This window comes from Micromonospora sp. DT227 (assembly GCF_049841835.1).
Taxonomy (GTDB): Bacteria; Actinomycetota; Actinomycetes; order Mycobacteriales; family Micromonosporaceae; genus Micromonospora.
Window position 1 is genome coordinate 484,979 of record NZ_JBNCLA010000003.1, and the last position, 15,199, is coordinate 500,177.

Sequence of the window (15,199 nt, forward strand, 5' to 3'; positions counted from 1 at the left end):
CTCACCAGGTGACCGGGAACGACGCGATGCCGCCGTTCATCCGGTCGTGCCGCCACGGGATGTCCTCGACCGGCACCGCCGGCGCCAGCTCCGGCATCCGGTCGAGCAGCACCCCGAGGGAGAGTTCCACCTGCATCCGGCCCAGCGCCGTGCCGAGGCAGAAGTGCGGCCCGAAGCCGAAGGTCAGGTGCGGCACGGTGGGCGTCCGGTCGATGTCGAAGACGTTCGGGTTCCGAAAGTGCCGGGGATCGCGGTTGCCGGCCCAGGGCAGCGCCATCACGCACTCCCCGGCCCGCATCGCGACGCCGCCGAGGACCAGGTCCTCGCGCACCACCTGGACCCGGAACATGCTGCTCACCGACGTGTAGCGGAGGATCTCGTCGGTCGCGGCGGACAGCTTCTCCGGGGCCGCGCGCAGCTTCGCCAACTGCTCCGGGTGCTGGAACAACGCGCGCAGGCCGGCACTCGTGGAGTTGATCTCCAGGCCGCCGAGCAGCACCCCCATCGCCAGCTCGACCAGCTCGGCGTCGACCAGCTCGTGCGCGTCCTGGCCGCGCACCCACGCCGAGAGCAGGTCGTCGCCGGGCGCCGCCCGTTTACCGGCGAGCTGCCCGGCCAGGTAGGCCCGCAGCTCCGCCTGCGCGTCGGCGGCGCCGGCGGAGCCGTACGCGGTGATCGAGTTGAGGCCGGAGATCCAGTCGTAGAAGCGGGGGCGGTCGGCGACCGGCACGCCGAGCACGTCGCACACCACGTGCACCGGCAGCGGCGCCACCAGCCCGGCCACCAGGTCGGCCGGGCGGGGACCGGCGAGCATGGCGTCGACCAGACCGTCCACCAGCCGTCGTACCCGGGGCCGGAAGGTGTCCATCCGGCGCGCGGTGAACGCGCGGCTGGCGACCCGGCGCACCACCGCGTGCGCCGGACCGTCCATGTTCAGCTCCCGCGGGCCGGTGGCGCCCGACGCCTCGGTCGCGCCCAGCGGCAGCCGGGAGAACCGGGGGTCGGCCAGCACCGTGCAGCAGTGCTCGTAGCTGAGCACCAGCCAGGCGGCCCGGCCGTCGGGCAGCCGCACCCGGCTGATCGGGTCGCTGACCACCATGTCGAGCAGCTCGGCGGGCAGATCGCCGGTGAACGGCTCGAACGGATAGGCGCGCGGGCCGGAATTGACGGCCACGTCGAGGTCCACGTCGGACATCGGGTAAGACTCCAACACACGTTAGTCCGGCGTCAATATCTATTGACGGCGGCGGCGACCTTCCGCGTACGGACGTCCATCGCCTAGCATCTGTGGTCCGGAGCTGCCGTTTCACGTGCGGATTGGTCGGATTTGACTGCGCCTTTGCGAATTCTGATGTCGACGTGGGGCTGGCGGTCGCATTTCTACAGCCTGGTCCCGCTCGGTTGGGCGCTCCAGGCGGCCGGGCACGAGGTGCGGGTGGCCAGCCATCCCTCGCTGGTCACGGCGATCACCTCGGCCGGGCTCGCGGCGGTGCCACTGGGCGAGGACGTCGATTTCGCCGAGGCGTTCGCGGGACGGATCGGCGCGGTGGGCGACCTGGACCGGCCCGGGGCCCAGCCGGCGGACCGGCTGGAACCGGCGATCACCGCCGACGGCGGCGTGGTCCGGTTCGCCGACGCCCTGCTCGACGACCTGGTCGCGTTCGGCCGGGCCTGGCAACCCGACGTCCTGGTCTGGGAGCCGTTCAACCTGGCCGCGCCGGTGGCCGCCGCCGCGCTGGGCGTGCCAGGCGTGCTGAACCTGTGGGGTCCGGACTCCTCGGTGACGCTCCGGCTGGACCCGGAGTCGGTGCTCGGGCCGCTCGCCGCCCGGTTCGGGCTCGCCGCCGCCGACGTGTCGCCGCACGGCGACCTGACGCTCGACCCGGCGCCGCCGCCGCTCCAGGCGCCGACCGCCCGCCCGGGGCGGCCGGTGCGCTTCGTGCCGTACAACGGCACGGCCGTGCTGCCGCCCTGGCTGCACCGGCCGGCGGCCCGGCCCCGGGTCTGCGTCACGGCCGGCACCATGATGGCCGGCGTCGGGCTGCACGACCGGCTGGACCTGACCCGGGTGGTCCGGTCCGTGGCCGAACTGGACGCCGAGGTCGTCGTGGTGGTCGAACCCCGGCAGCAGCGCGGCCTGGGCCCGCTGCCGGCGAACGTCCGGCTGGCCGACGCGCCGCTGGCGATCCGGCTGGTGCTGCCGACCTGCGCCGCGCTGGTCCAGCAGGGCGGGGCCGGCACCACCATGACCGCGCTCACGTACGGCGTGCCGCAGCTCATCCTGCCGCAGGTCAGCGACCAGCACTTCAACGGCGAACGGCTGGCCGCGACCGGTGCCGGCACCTGGTTGGCGCCCGAGCACGCCGGGGGCGCGACGCTGCGGGACGCCGTCGGCGAGCTGATCGGCGACGGCCCGGCGCGGACGGCCGCCGCGTCGATGCGGGACCGGATCCGCGCGCTGCCCAGCCCCGCCGAGGTGGTGCCGGTCCTGACCGCCCTCGCCCGGCGCACCCGGACCTGACCAGCCGCCAGAGGAGTCGCAGATGACGCAGCCGCAGCCCGTTCCGTACCCGCTCGCTCCGGCGCCCACGATCTACCACCCGTCACCGGACTACACCCGGTTGCGGGAGACCTGCCCGGTGGCCCGCGTCGAGCTGCCCGACGGGGCGTCGGCGTACCTCGCCACCCGGCACGCCGACGTCCGCCGGGTGTTCACCGACCACCGGTTCAGCCGGGCCGCCGCGGCCGGGCCGAACCGGCCGACCCGCGAACTCGGCTCGCTCGCCGAGGACTCGCTCATCGGCATGGACCCGCCCCGGCACACCACGATGCGCCGGGCGGTGTCGCACGCGTTCACCATGCGCCGGGTGGAGGAGCTGCGCCCGACGGTGGCGGCGCTGGTGGCCGGCATGATCGACCGGATGGAGGCGGCGGGCCGCCCGGCCGACCTGATCACCCACCTCTCCGCGCCGCTGCCGATCTACGTGATCAGCAAGCTGTTCGGCATCCCGGAACGCGACCAGGAGCGGGTCCGGGAGTGGTCCGACGCGCTGGTCGGCGACTGGGACGCCGACCCGGCGGCCCCGCAGGCGGCGCTGGACGCGTTCCAGGAGATGATCACCGAGCGTCGGCGCCGGCCCGGCGACGACCTGATGAGCGCGCTCATCGCCGCCTGGGACGCGGACGAGGACCTCACCGAACGGGAGCTGGTGTCGGTCACCGCCGGCATCTTCGTCGGCGGGCACGAGACCACCACCAACCAGCTCAACCTGTTCCTGCTGGTGCTGGCCCGCCACCCGGAGCAACTGGCCGGGCTGCGCGGCGACGACCCGGCCGCGGTCGCCCGCGCCGTCGAGGAGCTGTCCCGCTTCATCCAGCTCGGTGACAACGGCGTGCTGCTGCCCCGGGTGACCACCGAGGAGGTGGAGTTGGGCGGCGTACGCCTGCCGGCCGGCTCGGCGGTGATGCCGGCGATCGCGTCGGCCAACCGGGACGCCACGGTCTTCCCCGACGCGGACACGCTGGACCTGGCCCGCGCGCACAACCCGCACCTGGCGTTCGGCGCGGGCCCGCACCACTGCCTCGGCGCGGCGCTGGCCCGGATGGAACTCCAGGAGGCGCTCGGCGCGCTGCTGCGCCGGCTGCCCGGCCTGCGGCTCGCGGTGGACGAGTCGGAGCTGCGGTTCCGGCCTGGACTGGTGGTCCGCAGCCTGGAGTCGTTGCCGGTGACGTGGGACGACAGGTGACCGCCAGGCGACCGGTCAGCCGCCGGCCGACCCGGGCGTGACCCGGGTCGGCGCCGCCGCGTCGAGCGCCGCCTCCACGGCGACCTCCTCCACGCCGCGCAGCAGGCGCTCCGCCTGCGCCTCGGTGAAACTCGCGAAATCGAAGATCACCTGGAGGTGCACGGTCCCCGGATGGTCCTCGACCGTGATGAACGCCTGCTCGGGAAGGTGGTCCAGCGGGCCGTCCCAGACCAGGAACGTCTCGGCGGCCCTGCGCCGGAACGTGTCCGCGGTCACCGGCTCGTCCCGGGCGTGGTCGTCGGCCGCCGCCCGGGTGGTCACCCGCCGGTCGTTGATCCGGCAACTCACGCGCGCCGGGTAGCCGCGCTCCGCGTCCAGCCGGGCCTCGGTCTCGGCGAGCTGCGCCGGGTCGTAGTAGGCGTACATGCCGGCGGTCATCGAGGCCCGCCGGGCCCGGGACACCACCTCGTCCACGGTGGTGTCGGCGGTGTCGACGGTCAGCACGCCGTTCTGGCTGAGCGGGGCGATCGCCTCGGCGAAGCCCGGCCGGAACCGGTTGCCCACGATCAGCTTCGCGGTGAGCGGACTGACGCCGGTGGCCCGGCCGATCGCGACGGCGATGACCGCGAGCAGGACGCGCGAGGTGTCCGTCCGGGTCCGCCGGGCGACGGCACGCACCGCGAGGTACGCCGCGGGCGAGCTGAACCGGCCGTGCCAGTACCGGTGGCCCCGCCGACCGCCGCCGGGCCGGGGCGGGCCGAACGTCAGCGGCGGGATGGACCGCAGGTGCGACGCCCAGTGGCGGACGGCCCGGTCGCTGACCCGCCGCAGCGGCGGCGTCTCCTCCCGCCGCCCGAGGTCGAGGATCTGCACGGTGCGCGGATCGTGGCCACGGCGGCCGGCCGGCCCGACCAGCCCGAGGTCCGCCAGGAGCAGCGAGGTGGCGGTCCCGTCCACCACCAGGTGGTCGAAGGTCAGCACCCGGTGCACCGGCGCGCCCCGGTGCCGGACCACCGCCATCCGCACCGACCAGTCGCGGTACAGGTCGTAGGGGGCCAGCAGGCGGGCGTGCCCGAGCTGGTAGGCGAACGTCGCCACGTCGGCCGGGTCGGCGTCGTCCGGCACGTCCACCACGTCGAGCATCGTCTCCCCGGCGGCGGACACGACCTGACACGGGCCGCCCCGGTCGTCGGTGCCGAGCCGCATCCGCAACGCCGGGTACCGGGCCAGCAGGTCAGCCAGCTCCGCCGCCATCTGCTCGACCGTGACGCCGGCCGGCACCGGATGGGCGCCACTGACGTTGTGCGTCCACCCGGTCTCCCGCATGTCCTCAAGGATCGCCTTCTGACCCCAGGTCAGCGGCGCGGTCCCGGCCCCGGGGCCGGCGAACGGGACGGGGATCCGCACCTCGGCCGTCTGCGCGATCACCGGGCTATCAGAGCAACGCGCATCGGCACGTGTCAACGCCCGGACGGACCGTTACGCTGCCGTCCATGCCGGACCGCGTACGCGTCTGCGTCATCGCCGCCGACGGCTCGCCGGACGAGCTGGCCCGGTGCCGGGCGGTGCTCGACCGCGACGAGCGGGCCCGCGCCGCCGCGCTCGGCACACCCTGGCTCCGGGACCGGTTCACGGTCGCGCACGGCGCGCTGCGCGTCCTGGCCGGGCACGCGGTGGGCGTCCCGCCGTCCGCGCTCGCCTGGCGCCGGGGCCGGCACGGCAAGCCGACGTCGACCGGGCCGCACACCAGCCTGTCGTACTCCGGCTCGCTGGTCGCGGTGGCGATCAGCCGGGACCGCCCGGTCGGGGTGGACATCGAGCACCTGTCGCCGGACCGGGACCCGGTCGGACTGGCCGCGCGGTTCTTCCACCCGGCGGAGGCCCGGCACGTCGCCGCCGGGGCCGACGCCGGGGAGCGGGCCCGGCGGTTCACCCGACTGTGGGTCCGCAAGGAGGCGGTGGTCAAGGCCGCCGGGGGCCGGCTCTGGCCCAACCTGGCGGTGGCGGTCCACCCCGACGACGTGGTCGCGTGCGTCGAGCCGGCCGGCGCGTACCGGGTCGCCGACCTGGTCACGCCGGCCGGGTACCGGGGGGCGGTCGCGTCGCCCGGCGACGCGCCGTACGCGGTCGAGTTTCACCCGTTGACACTCGCCGATGTCCTTTGCTCTGATGAGTCCATGCTGGAGCGCATGATCGACCCGCCGGCACCCCGGTGCTAGAACACGACACGTCGACCACGTCGCCGCAACGCGACCAGGTGGTCGACAGCCTCACCGCGTTGCTGGGCCGCATGCTCAGGCCGACCGCCCCGGTCACCGAGCGAACCCAACTGATGGACGACCTCGGCCTCAGCTCGTCGCTCGCCCTGGAGCTGCTGCTGGAGCTGGAGGACGAGCTGGAGATCCAGATCGACGTGGAGGATCTGGACGAGGACCGGATGACCACCCTCGGCGACCTGGCGGACTACATCACCGCCAACTCCACGCCCCGTTGAGCACGGCGAACGGGCGGCGGCCGGCCCTGAGCGTGGTGGTGCCCGCGCACAACAACGGCGCCGCGCTCGACGCGACGCTGCACTCGCTCACCCGGCAGACCCTGCCGCGCGACGACTTCGAGGTGATCGTCGGCGACGACGGCTCCACCGTTGCGCTGGGCCCGGTCGTGGACCGGTACCGCGACCGGCTGGCCGTCGAGTACGTGCGCAGCGACACCAACCGGGGGCGCAGCGCCAACCGCAACGCGGCGGCGGCGCGGGCCCGGGCCGACACGTTGATGTTCCTGGACGCCGACACGGTGGCGCATCCCGGGTTGCTGGAGCGGCACCGGGATTTCCACGCCGACCGCGCCGGCCGGCCCGGGGTCCTGCTCGGCCAGCGCTACGACCTGGACTGGGCCGGCGCGGACGCGCTGCGTCGCGGCGAGCCGATCGTCCCGGCGATGCTGGACGCCGAGCGCGGCGACCCACGTCTGGAGGACATCGCCCACCCGCAGCGGATGCGCGACTTCCCGAGCGCGCCCTGGGTGCTCGGGCTGACCCACAACGCGTCGGTCGACCGCCCGTCGTTCCGGCGGGTCGGCGGCTTCGACGAGGCCATGGTGAAGTGGGGCTTCGAGGACCTCGACTTCTTCTACCGGGTCTTCCACCTGCACGGCGCGCCGCCCGAGCTGTTCCACCTCGACGTGGACGCGTGCTCGTACCACCTGCCCCACTTCCGGCGGACCACCAACGGGCTCGCCTCGATGGACAACATGAAGTACATGTTGCGCAAGCACCTGCGCTACGACGTCGAGGTGCTGTACGCGATCAACACGTTCGGCCGGCACCTGGGCCGCATCCGCCTCTACCGGGACGCGATCGACGCGTACCGCCGGGCCGGGCTGGGCCGGCCGGCCGCGCTGCCCGCCACGCTCCGGGAGGAGCTGGCCACCAGCCGGGCGCTGCTGATCGGCCACGGGGTGTCCACCGTGGACATCGGTGCCGGGTCGCACACGTTCGACCACGCGGCGCCGCCCGGCGACACGAACTCGCACCTGCTGGGCACCGTGCTCCAGCAGTTCAAGACCGGCGCGCTGGACGTGATCGTCAACGTCGACCTGTGGCGCTGCCTGCTCCCCGAGGACCTGCCGGCGTTCCTGACCCGGGGACTGCTCAAGGCCGACCGGATCGAGCTGGTCGCCAGCCACGTCGACGTGGACCAGCGGGCGCTGCTCCCGGTGCCGCTCGTCGCGGACCTCGACTACCTGGTCGACATGCTGAACCCGAACTTCGCCCTGACGGTGACGACGCACGACGCCGCCACCCAGATCACCCTCCGCTGACACGTCCACCCAAGCCCTCCCCCTCCCCCTCCCCCTCCCCCTTCCCCGGCGCGCACTTTCACGGAAAGCGTGGCTATCCCGAGCGGAATGGCCACGCTTTCCGTGAATCTGCGCGGGGAGGGGTGGGGGGTGGGGTGCGTGGTGGGGTCAGGGGGTGGTGGGGTGGGTCAGGACGAGGCTGACGTTGTGGCCGCCGAAGCCGAACGAGTTGGACAGCACGGCGTCCACCGCGACCGGGCGGGGCTGCTTGCGGATGTGGTCGACGTCGCCGGCCGGGTCCGGGTCGTCGAGGTTGTGGGTGGGCGGCAGCAGGCCACGCCGGAGCGCCTCGACGCCGACGGCCGCCTCGAGCACGCCGGAGACGCCGAGCAGGTGCCCGGTCACGCCCTTGGTCGAACTCATCGGCGGCGGGTGCGCGCCGTAGACGTCGCGGAGCGCGGCCAGTTCGGCGGCGTCGCCGGCCTTCGTGCTGGTGCCGTGCGCGTTGACGTACCCGATGTCGTCGAGGCCCAGGCCGGCGTCGCGGACGGCCATCCGCATGCAGTGTGCCGCGCCGGAGCCGTCGGGCCGGGGCGTGGTCGGATGGTACGCGTCGTTCGTGGCGCCCCAGCCGAGCACGTCGGCGTGGCGGCGGACGCCCCGCGCGGCGGCGTGCTCGGCGCGTTCCAGCACCAGCACGCCGGCGCCCTCGCCGAGCACGAGGCCGTTGCGGCGGCGGTCGAACGGCCGGCTCGCGGCGGTCGGGTCGGCCCAGCCCCGGGCCAGCGCCCGGGCGTTGCCGAACGCGTCGGCGAACGTGGGGAACAATGGCGCCTCGGCGCACCCGCACAGCACCACGTCCGCCTCGCCGGCGCGCAGGATGCGTAGCGCCTCCCCGACCGACTGGGCGCCGGCCGCGCACGCGGTGCCGACCGACGAGGTGTAGCCACGGATGCCGAACGTGATCGCGACCCGCGCCGCCGCCATGTTCGGCAGCGTGCCGGGCAGCATGTACGGGCTGACGCCGAAGCGGCCCCGCTCGGCCCGCCGCAGCACCTGGTCGGCCAGTGTGGACAACCCTCCGACGCCGGAGACGACGACCGCCACCCGGTACGGGTCGACGTCCCGACCGACCCGCAGACCGGCGTCGGCCAACGCGTCCCCGGCGGCGCGCAGCGCCATGACGATCGACCGGTCCACGACGCGGGACTCCGGGCCGGGCAGCACGGAGGCCGGGTCGATCGGCGGGGCGATCGCCGCGACGTCGACCACGCCGTGCACCGGGTGGCCCTCCGGCGGCCGGGACAGCCCGGACCGGCCGTCGCACACCGCGTCGAACACCTCGGCGGCGGTCGAGCCGACCGGGCTCACCAGCCCGATGCCGGTGATCGTCGCGCCCGGCCGCACGTTCAGTGCGCCGAGGCCGGCTGGATGCGCTGCGCCACCGTCCGGGAGAACTCGCCGAGCGTCATCATCGCGAGCATCTCGGCCTCGTCGTCGTCGAACGCCACGCCGAACCGGTCCTCCACCCGGACCGCCAGCTCGGCGAGGCCGAGCGAGTCCACGTCCAGACCGGCCGGCCCGAAGACGGTGTCGTCGTCGACGTCGTCCACGTCGTACTTCATCTCGGTCAGGGCGGCAAGCAGGAACGCGCGGATCTCATCGGTCATGGCCCGGTGTGTCCTTTCCCCAGCGTGGCATCGACCTTACTCAATCGGGATGGTTTGGCAAGGTCCCGATCGGCCGGTGGACCGCCGGCCCCGGCGACGTGAGACGCACCGGCAGGTGGTCGTACCCGCGCAGCATGAGCTGACGCCGCTCGCCGGGCTCGGCGGCGAGCGCCAGCGCCGGGAAGCGGTCCAGCAGAAGGGGCAGGACCAGTCGGCCCTCCGCGCGGGCGAGGGCCGCGCCGAAGCAGTGGTGCGGGCCGGCGCTGAACGCCAGGTGGCGGTTGTCCACCCGGGACGGATCGAACACGTCCGGGTCGGGAAACCGGCGCGGGTCCCGGTTGGCGGCGCCGGTCAGCACCACCACGGTCCGACCGGCCGGCACCGGCAGCCCGGCGACCTCGGTGTCCGCCGCCGCGTACCGGAGCGCGAAGTGCACCGGCGGCTCGTACCGGAGGATCTCCTCGACGTACGCCGGGGCGAGCGACGGGTCGGCGCGCAGCGCGGCCCGCGCGTCCGGCCGCGCCACGAGCAGGACCAGGCCGTTGCCGAGCAGGTTCGCGGTGGTCCGGAACCCGGCATTGTACATGATGATCAGGTTGGCCAGCAGCTCGTCGGCGGAGAGTTGGTCGGGGTCGCGGTCCCGGATCCGCACGAGCGCCGACACGAGGTCCCCGCGCGGCCGGTCCCGGCGCGCGGCCAGCAGTTCGGTGAAGTACGCGGTCAGCTCCGTCGCCGCGACGTTGGCGGCCCGCACCTCCCGCATCGATCGCCGGCCGATCTCCAGCACCGCGTCGAACGTGCGCACCCGGGACGGGAACCAGGCCCGGTCCCGCTCCGGCACGCCCAGCAGCTCGCCGACGACGTCGCTGGGCAGGGTGAGCGCGAACCCGTCCATGAAGTCGACCGGTCGGCCGTCCGCGCCGGCCGCGGCGAGCCGGTCGAGCAGGCGGTCGGCGATCCGCGTGATCGCCGGCTCCAGGGCGGCGACCCGGCGTGGGGTCAACGCCTGGCCGAACAGGCGCCGGACCCGGAGGTGGTCACCGGGCGCGGCGTTGAGCATCGACGTCTGGAGGATCCGGGTCACCGGGTGCTGGCGCCAGCGGGTGCCGGCCCGGTCCAGGAACTCCGCGCCGAGCACCCGGAAGACCGGGTCCCGCAGCACCCGGTGGACCGCCTGGTAGCCGTGGACGACCAGGGCGTGCGGTTCGCCGGGCCGGAAGGCGACCGCCTCCCCCATCCCGTGCAGCCTCGCGTAGAACGGGTACGGGTCGCGTCTCACCTCCTCGCCGAGCAGATCGTCGAGGGAGATGGAGACACCCATGGCCGCTCCTCGGGACACCGGTGCGCCCGACCTTAGACGGGCCGCCCCCGGGCTGTCCACGGCGCCGGACCGTCCGGTCGCCGGCGGTGCCGACCCGTCAGCGCCGGGGCCGGTCGACGGTCAGGGTGGCCACCAGCGCCGGATGGTCCGTCGTGCCGCGCATGTCCACCGCCCGGCGGCAGCAGATGGTGACGTCGGTCGTCGCCATGATCTGCTGCCGGGCGCCGTCGTCGACGCGGCGGTAGCCCGGCGGTACGCACGACCGCACGTCGGGCGCGCCGCCCGCGCGCAGGTTCAGGTCGCCGCCGAGCACGGTCGGGGCGTATCCGGCGTCGCGGCGGATCGCCGGCACCACGGTGTCGAGCAGTTGCGCGCACTGGGCCAGCGCGACGGCGCCGTCGGTGTTCGCCAGGTGCGTGGTGCAGGCGTGCAACACGGCGGCGGCGTGCAGGCAGAGCCAGACCCGCTCCTCCGGGTCCGCGAGGTCCTGCGCCGGATAGGTGCCGCGGTGCGCGCCGGCTCGGGCCCCCGGGCCGGCGAGGCGGGCCACCAGGCCGATCCCGTACGCCTGGCCGTTGACGCAGCGGGTCGCGGCGCGGCTGGGGCGGTCGCCGGCGGCCTGGAACGCGGGGACGACCCGGCCGCCCGGCCGGACCGCCGCGAGCGCGCGGGCCAGCGTGTCCACGTCGTCCCGGCAGATCTCGTTGAGGGTGACCACGTCGGGCCGCTCGGCGGCGATCACCTCGGCGGCCCGCCGCACGGAGCCGCCGGTGTAGCAGCCGGCCCGGCCGCTGTTGCAGAGGTTCATCTGGAGCACCCGGACGGTGCCCGGCCCGCTGCCACCGGCGCTGGACGAGCCGGCGGGCAGCCCGGCCACGACGAGCAGGAACACGACGGCCAACGCCCGGCGCAGCGGCCGGGCGACGCGGGGTGCGGGCGACTCGGGCAGCGGAACTCCGGCGGGGTGGCGGTCTCGGCGGGGTGTGCGTGATCCTACGTGCCGGCGTCCCGGCACCACCGCCGCCGGCCGGCTCGACGTGCGCGGGGTTTCCGGTGGTGCGGTGGGCGGGCATGAATGCCGGAACCGGTGGGAGGAGTGACGGCAATGCTCGTGGGTGGTTATCTGGGCGCGGTGCTCATCGGCGCCCTCATCGGGCTGCTCGGGCGGCTGGTGCTGCCGGGCCGGCAGCGGATCGGCGTCTTCGCCACGTTCGTCATCGGCGTCGGCGCGGCGGTGCTCGGCACCGTGGTCGCCCGCTGGGTCGACATCGCCGACGACGCGCCGGTGCGGCTCTGGATCCTGCGGTGGGACTGGATCGTGCTCGCGCTCCAGGTCGGCTTCGCGGTGGTCGGTGTCGCGGCGGCGAACGCGCTCACCTTCACCCGGCTCGCCGGCGGCGACGAGGAACACCGCCGGCGGAGCGCCCGCGGCAAGGCCCGGAGCTGATGCCGGCGCCGGCCCGGATCCTGGTCTACGGCGTGTACGGCGCCGGCAAGTCCACAGTGGCGGCGCGGTTGGCCGAGCGACTCGGGCTGCCCTGGTGCCCGGTCGACGACCTGCTGTGGCAGCCCGGCTGGGTCGAGGTGCCGGTCGCCGAGCAGCGCCGCCGGATCGAGGCGGTCTGCCGGGGCGACCGGTGGATCCTGGACGGGGCCTACCACGGGTGGCGGGACGTGGTGCTGGCCCGTGCCGACCTGGTGGTGGGCCTGGACTATCCGCGGGCGCTCTCCTTCTGGCGGTTGCTGCGGCGCACCGCCGGCCGGCTGGTCAGCGGCGAGGAGATCTGCAACGGCAACCGTGAGTCGCTGCGCAGCGTGCTGTCCCGGGACTCGATCCTGGTGTGGCACGTGTCCGCGTTCGGTCGGGCCCGGCGGCGGATGCGCGCCTGGCGGGCGGACCCGGCCGGCCCGCCGGTGCTGCTGTTCCGCAGTCCGGCGGCCCTGGACCGCTGGTTGGCCGAGCTGCCGTCGTCGTTGCCCCGCTGACCGGCCGGCACGACGGCGGCATCGCCTCCGGTGTCGGTCAGAACGGGAAACGACCGACGCGCCACTGCCAGTGGCGCCCGGCGGCCAGGTGGTCGACGGCCGCGCGCTGGAGCGCCGTGCGGCGCTCCAGCCGGTCGAGCGGCGTGCTCAGGGTGCGGAACACGAACCGCAGCACCTCGACGTCGGCGTCGATGCCGTCCGGCTCCTGGTAGGGCTCCAGCGCGAACCGGCGCTGGAACCGGACGATGTTGGAGTCCTCCGGCAGGTATTCCCGTAGCTGGGGGTCGAGCAGCCAGGAGCCGCAGGAGAACTCCGTGTGGCGCTCGTCGGGGAAGTGGCGCGGAAAGAACGCCCGGGCCCGGTCGAGCGACGCGTCCACGGCGGCCGGGCTCAGCGGCCCCGCCTCGGGGATGTGCAGGCCGATGGTGTCGCCGCGCTGGTGCTGGAGCCGACCCAGCTCGTAGAGCCCGCCACGGGTGTGCAGCGTCAGCCAGCTCTGCATGACCGGCCAGCCCTCGCCGGCCATCCGCCTGTCGATCGCCAGGTTGCGGCCCAGGTCGGCGAGGGTCGCCCGGGTCACCGCGTCGTCGATGCCGTGGTCGCGGTGGTACGCGGTGACCACGTCGACCAGGGCCAGGTACGCGTACACGTAGAGGTGCCGCCAGGCCGGGCCCCGCTCGCGGGGCAGGGCCGGGCCGGGCGGCAGCCAGTCGTGGCCCCCGAGATCGGCGCGGACCAGGGCGATCGAGCGGTCGAGCAGCCAGCGCAGCTCCGGGGTCCACAGTGGGGAGCCCGGGTCGGGCCAACCCGCCACGACCTCGGCGGCGTCGTCCGGGCGGACCCCGAGCCGGTCGAGGATCGCCGGCGCGTCGGCCCGGGCCGGCAGCGGCGCCGACGGCCGGTCACCGGCGAGCCGGTGCACGCGCGCGAGGTCCTCGACCGGCACTCCGAGCCGGACGGCGGTGTCGTCCAGATCCACGCGGACGACCCTACCGACGGCCCGGTCGCCGCGACAGGCCGCGCCCGGGGCCGGTCAGGCCGGCTCCGGCACGCCGCCGGGCTCCCCGTCGTCGGGCATCGGCTCGGTCGGCGCCTCCGGCAGGACGTCCGGCGTGTCCGGCAGCAGCTCCCCCGGGTCGTCCGGCACGTCCTCGCGTGGATCGATCGGTGGGTACAGCGCGGGGTCGAGGTCGGGATTCGTCATCGGCCCAGTATCCGACGAGATCGCCCCGACCGCCCGGGACGGCATCGGGTCCGGTCAGTGCACCGCCACGACCGCCGGCGCGGGCTCCAGGTCGGCGAGCCGGGCCGGCCGGACCACGACCAGCAGCACCGCCAGCGCCGCCACCATGCCACCGGCCACCACCAGGGCCATCGCCAGCGCGCCGGTGCCCAGCACGCCCACCAGCGGCGCGGCCACCGCACCCACCCCGAACTGCACGGCGCCCAGCAACGCGGACGCGGTGCCGGCCGCCTCGCCGTGCCGGGACAGCGCCAGCGCCGGCGCGTTCGGCATCGCCAGGCCCGCCGCCGCCAGCACGAGCCACAACGACACCAGCAACGCGGGCAGCCCGCCGACGTCGGTCGCGGCGAAGACCACCAGAGCCAGGCCGGCCAGCGTCCCGGCGGCCAGCGAGGCGACCAGGATCCGCTGCGGCGGGAAGCGGCGCAGCAGCCGGACGTTGTACTGGGTCGCCCCGATCAGGCCCACCGCGCCCGCGCCGAACGCCAGCCCGAACTGCTGCTCGTCGAGTCCGTACCCCTGTTGCAGCACGAACGACGAACCGGCCACGTACGCGAACAGCGCGGCCATGGCGAGGCCGGCCACCAGGACCAGGCCCACGAAGACACGGTCGCGCAGCAGCGACCCGTACAGCGCCGCGATCGCGACGACGCCGCCGCGCCGGCGTCGCGCGGGCGGCAGCGTCTCCGGCAGGCCGAGCGCGGCGACCACGACCAGCAGTACGCCGAAGGCGGCCAGCACGACGAAGACGCCGGTCCAGTCCGTCCAGCGCAGCACCCCGCCGCCGAGGGTCGGGGCGAGGATCGGCGCCGCCCCCATCACCAGCAGCAGCCGGGACAGCAGGGTGGCGAACGCCGCGCCGCTGAACAGGTCCCGGACCACGGCCATCGCGACCACCGCGGTGGCGGCGACCCCGAGACCCTGCACCACCCGCAGCGCGCCGAGCACCGCGACGTTGGGCGCGACCACGCAGAGCGACGACGCGACGACGTGCAGGACGAGTCCGGCGATCAGCGGGCGTCGCCGCCCGACGGCGTCCGACAGCGGGCCGATCAGGAGCTGGCCGAGGGCGAGCCCGGCCAGGGTGCCGGTGAGCGTCAGCTGGACCGCCGCCGAGGTGGTCGCGAAGTCGTCGACGATCGCGGGCAGCGCCGGCAGGTACATGTCGATTGTCAGGGGTCCCACCGCGATCAGCGAACCGAGGACCAGCACGAGCCGCAGCCGCTGTCCGCGGCTCATCAGCTCACCGGGCGTCCGGGCGCCGGGCGTCGACAGCTTGTCGGGACGGACATCGGTCATCGGGAAGCCTCCGCCCGGTCAGAGCACGGCCGGGCGAGGTTCGGTGCGGTAGTCACACCTCGGTTCAAATGCGGTGGCCCCGACCTGATTCCCGGCTGGCCGAGAGGTAACGCGGGTCACTACCGGCACGGTTGGT

At 74.8% G+C, this 15,199-nt stretch carries 16 protein-coding genes; 7 read left to right on the forward strand and 9 right to left on the reverse strand.

Going from position 1 to position 15,199, the window contains the following annotated elements; genetic code table 11:
- Window position 1: 1 nt before the first annotated feature.
- Window positions 2–1,195: a cytochrome P450 gene (locus ACLQ2W_RS14425; RefSeq protein WP_425786838.1), complete on the reverse strand. Its 1,194-nt coding sequence runs from the start codon at window positions 1,193–1,195 to the stop codon at window positions 2–4.
- A gap of 144 nt (window positions 1,196–1,339) precedes the next feature.
- Here ACLQ2W_RS14425 and ACLQ2W_RS14430 point away from each other — a divergent pair, with 144 nt between their 5' ends.
- Entirely contained in the window at window positions 1,340–2,521 is a 1,182-nt protein-coding gene (locus ACLQ2W_RS14430; protein ID WP_425786839.1) for a nucleotide disphospho-sugar-binding domain-containing protein, read from the forward strand.
- A gap of 22 nt (window positions 2,522–2,543) precedes the next feature.
- Window positions 2,544–3,746 carry a cytochrome P450 gene (locus tag ACLQ2W_RS14435; protein ID WP_425786840.1) on the forward strand — a complete coding sequence of 401 codons (1,203 nt, stop codon included), beginning with the start codon at window positions 2,544–2,546 and terminating at the stop codon, window positions 3,744–3,746.
- Window positions 3,747–3,761: 15 nt separating this feature from the next.
- On the opposite strand, the gene ACLQ2W_RS14440 is transcribed toward ACLQ2W_RS14435, so the two are convergent.
- Window positions 3,762–5,174 (reverse strand): condensation domain-containing protein, encoded by a 1,413-nt coding sequence (locus ACLQ2W_RS14440; protein ID WP_425786841.1) that lies wholly within the window; start codon window positions 5,172–5,174, stop codon window positions 3,762–3,764.
- 65 nt (window positions 5,175–5,239) lie between these two features.
- Here ACLQ2W_RS14440 and ACLQ2W_RS14445 point away from each other — a divergent pair, with 65 nt between their 5' ends.
- From ACLQ2W_RS14445 to ACLQ2W_RS14455, 3 genes are read left to right on the forward strand one after another with little or no spacing between them, the layout of a single operon-like run.
- Window positions 5,240–5,965 (forward strand): 4'-phosphopantetheinyl transferase family protein, encoded by a 726-nt coding sequence (locus ACLQ2W_RS14445; protein ID WP_425786842.1) that lies wholly within the window; start codon window positions 5,240–5,242, stop codon window positions 5,963–5,965.
- Window positions 5,959–6,240, forward strand: a complete 282-nt coding sequence (locus ACLQ2W_RS14450) for a phosphopantetheine-binding protein (RefSeq protein ID WP_425786843.1) — start codon at window positions 5,959–5,961, stop codon at window positions 6,238–6,240. The genes ACLQ2W_RS14445 and ACLQ2W_RS14450 overlap by 7 nt, the downstream gene beginning before the upstream one ends.
- Window positions 6,237–7,565 carry a glycosyltransferase family 2 protein gene (locus tag ACLQ2W_RS14455; RefSeq protein WP_425786844.1) on the forward strand — a complete coding sequence of 443 codons (1,329 nt, stop codon included), beginning with the start codon at window positions 6,237–6,239 and terminating at the stop codon, window positions 7,563–7,565. Before ACLQ2W_RS14450 ends, ACLQ2W_RS14455 begins: the two co-directional genes overlap by 4 nt.
- 147 nt (window positions 7,566–7,712) lie before the next feature.
- On the opposite strand, the gene ACLQ2W_RS14460 is transcribed toward ACLQ2W_RS14455, so the two are convergent.
- The 4 genes from ACLQ2W_RS14460 to ACLQ2W_RS14475 all read right to left on the reverse strand — a co-directional run bounded on the left by ACLQ2W_RS14460 (window position 7,713) and on the right by ACLQ2W_RS14475 (window position 11,427).
- On the reverse strand, window positions 7,713–8,951 hold the full coding sequence (locus tag ACLQ2W_RS14460; protein WP_425786845.1) for a beta-ketoacyl-[acyl-carrier-protein] synthase family protein: 1,239 nt from the start codon (window positions 8,949–8,951) through the stop codon (window positions 7,713–7,715).
- Window positions 8,952–8,953: 2 nt separating this feature from the next.
- On the reverse strand, window positions 8,954–9,214 hold the full coding sequence (locus ACLQ2W_RS14465) for an acyl carrier protein (RefSeq protein ID WP_107155127.1): 261 nt from the start codon (window positions 9,212–9,214) through the stop codon (window positions 8,954–8,956).
- 40 nt (window positions 9,215–9,254) lie between these two features.
- Complete coding sequence (locus tag ACLQ2W_RS14470) at window positions 9,255–10,535, reverse strand: cytochrome P450 (protein WP_425786846.1); 1,281 nt, start codon at window positions 10,533–10,535, stop codon at window positions 9,255–9,257.
- Between the two features lie 97 nt (window positions 10,536–10,632).
- Window positions 10,633–11,427, reverse strand: a complete 795-nt coding sequence (locus ACLQ2W_RS14475; protein WP_425786847.1) for an endonuclease/exonuclease/phosphatase family protein — start codon at window positions 11,425–11,427, stop codon at window positions 10,633–10,635.
- Between the two features lie 213 nt (window positions 11,428–11,640).
- Here ACLQ2W_RS14475 and ACLQ2W_RS14480 point away from each other — a divergent pair, with 213 nt between their 5' ends.
- Both ACLQ2W_RS14480 and ACLQ2W_RS14485 read left to right on the forward strand, forming a co-directional pair.
- Window positions 11,641–11,982, forward strand: a complete 342-nt coding sequence (locus ACLQ2W_RS14480; protein WP_233219464.1) for a GlsB/YeaQ/YmgE family stress response membrane protein — start codon at window positions 11,641–11,643, stop codon at window positions 11,980–11,982.
- Window positions 11,982–12,521: an adenylate kinase gene (locus tag ACLQ2W_RS14485; protein WP_405089980.1), complete on the forward strand. Its 540-nt coding sequence runs from the start codon at window positions 11,982–11,984 to the stop codon at window positions 12,519–12,521. The genes ACLQ2W_RS14480 and ACLQ2W_RS14485 overlap by 1 nt, the downstream gene beginning before the upstream one ends.
- A 37-nt stretch (window positions 12,522–12,558) precedes the next feature.
- Here the strand turns inward: ACLQ2W_RS14485 and ACLQ2W_RS14490 are convergent, their stop codons facing one another.
- Genes ACLQ2W_RS14490 through ACLQ2W_RS14500 form a run of 3 tightly spaced genes read right to left on the reverse strand, consistent with a single transcriptional unit; the run spans window position 12,559 to window position 15,063 of the window.
- Window positions 12,559–13,500: an acyltransferase domain-containing protein gene (locus ACLQ2W_RS14490; protein WP_425786848.1), complete on the reverse strand. Its 942-nt coding sequence runs from the start codon at window positions 13,498–13,500 to the stop codon at window positions 12,559–12,561.
- A gap of 54 nt (window positions 13,501–13,554) precedes the next feature.
- Window positions 13,555–13,725 carry a hypothetical protein gene (locus ACLQ2W_RS14495; RefSeq protein WP_199199507.1) on the reverse strand — a complete coding sequence of 57 codons (171 nt, stop codon included), beginning with the start codon at window positions 13,723–13,725 and terminating at the stop codon, window positions 13,555–13,557.
- Window positions 13,726–13,779: 54 nt separating this feature from the next.
- On the reverse strand, window positions 13,780–15,063 hold the full coding sequence (locus ACLQ2W_RS14500; protein ID WP_425786850.1) for a multidrug effflux MFS transporter: 1,284 nt from the start codon (window positions 15,061–15,063) through the stop codon (window positions 13,780–13,782).
- Between the last annotated feature and the right edge of the window lie 136 nt (window positions 15,064–15,199).

Bases quoted from the DNA above. Each gene is read 5' to 3' on its own strand.
- ACLQ2W_RS14485 (WP_405089980.1), top strand. From the start codon at position 11,982: ATGCCGGCGCCGGCCCGGATCCTGGTCTACGGCGTGTACGGCGCCGGC.
- ACLQ2W_RS14480 (WP_233219464.1), top strand. From the start codon at position 11,641: ATGCTCGTGGGTGGTTATCTGGGCGCGGTGCTCATCGGCGCCCTCATC.
- ACLQ2W_RS14435 (WP_425786840.1), top strand. From the start codon at position 2,544: ATGACGCAGCCGCAGCCCGTTCCGTACCCGCTCGCTCCGGCGCCCACG.
- ACLQ2W_RS14470 (WP_425786846.1), bottom strand. From the start codon at position 10,535: ATGGGTGTCTCCATCTCCCTCGACGATCTGCTCGGCGAGGAGGTGAGA.
- ACLQ2W_RS14495 (WP_199199507.1), bottom strand. From the start codon at position 13,725: ATGACGAATCCCGACCTCGACCCCGCGCTGTACCCACCGATCGATCCA.
- ACLQ2W_RS14500 (WP_425786850.1), bottom strand. From the start codon at position 15,063: ATGACCGATGTCCGTCCCGACAAGCTGTCGACGCCCGGCGCCCGGACG.
- ACLQ2W_RS14425 (WP_425786838.1), bottom strand. From the start codon at position 1,195: ATGTCCGACGTGGACCTCGACGTGGCCGTCAATTCCGGCCCGCGCGCC.
- ACLQ2W_RS14445 (WP_425786842.1), top strand. From the start codon at position 5,240: ATGCCGGACCGCGTACGCGTCTGCGTCATCGCCGCCGACGGCTCGCCG.
- ACLQ2W_RS14465 (WP_107155127.1), bottom strand. From the start codon at position 9,214: ATGACCGATGAGATCCGCGCGTTCCTGCTTGCCGCCCTGACCGAGATG.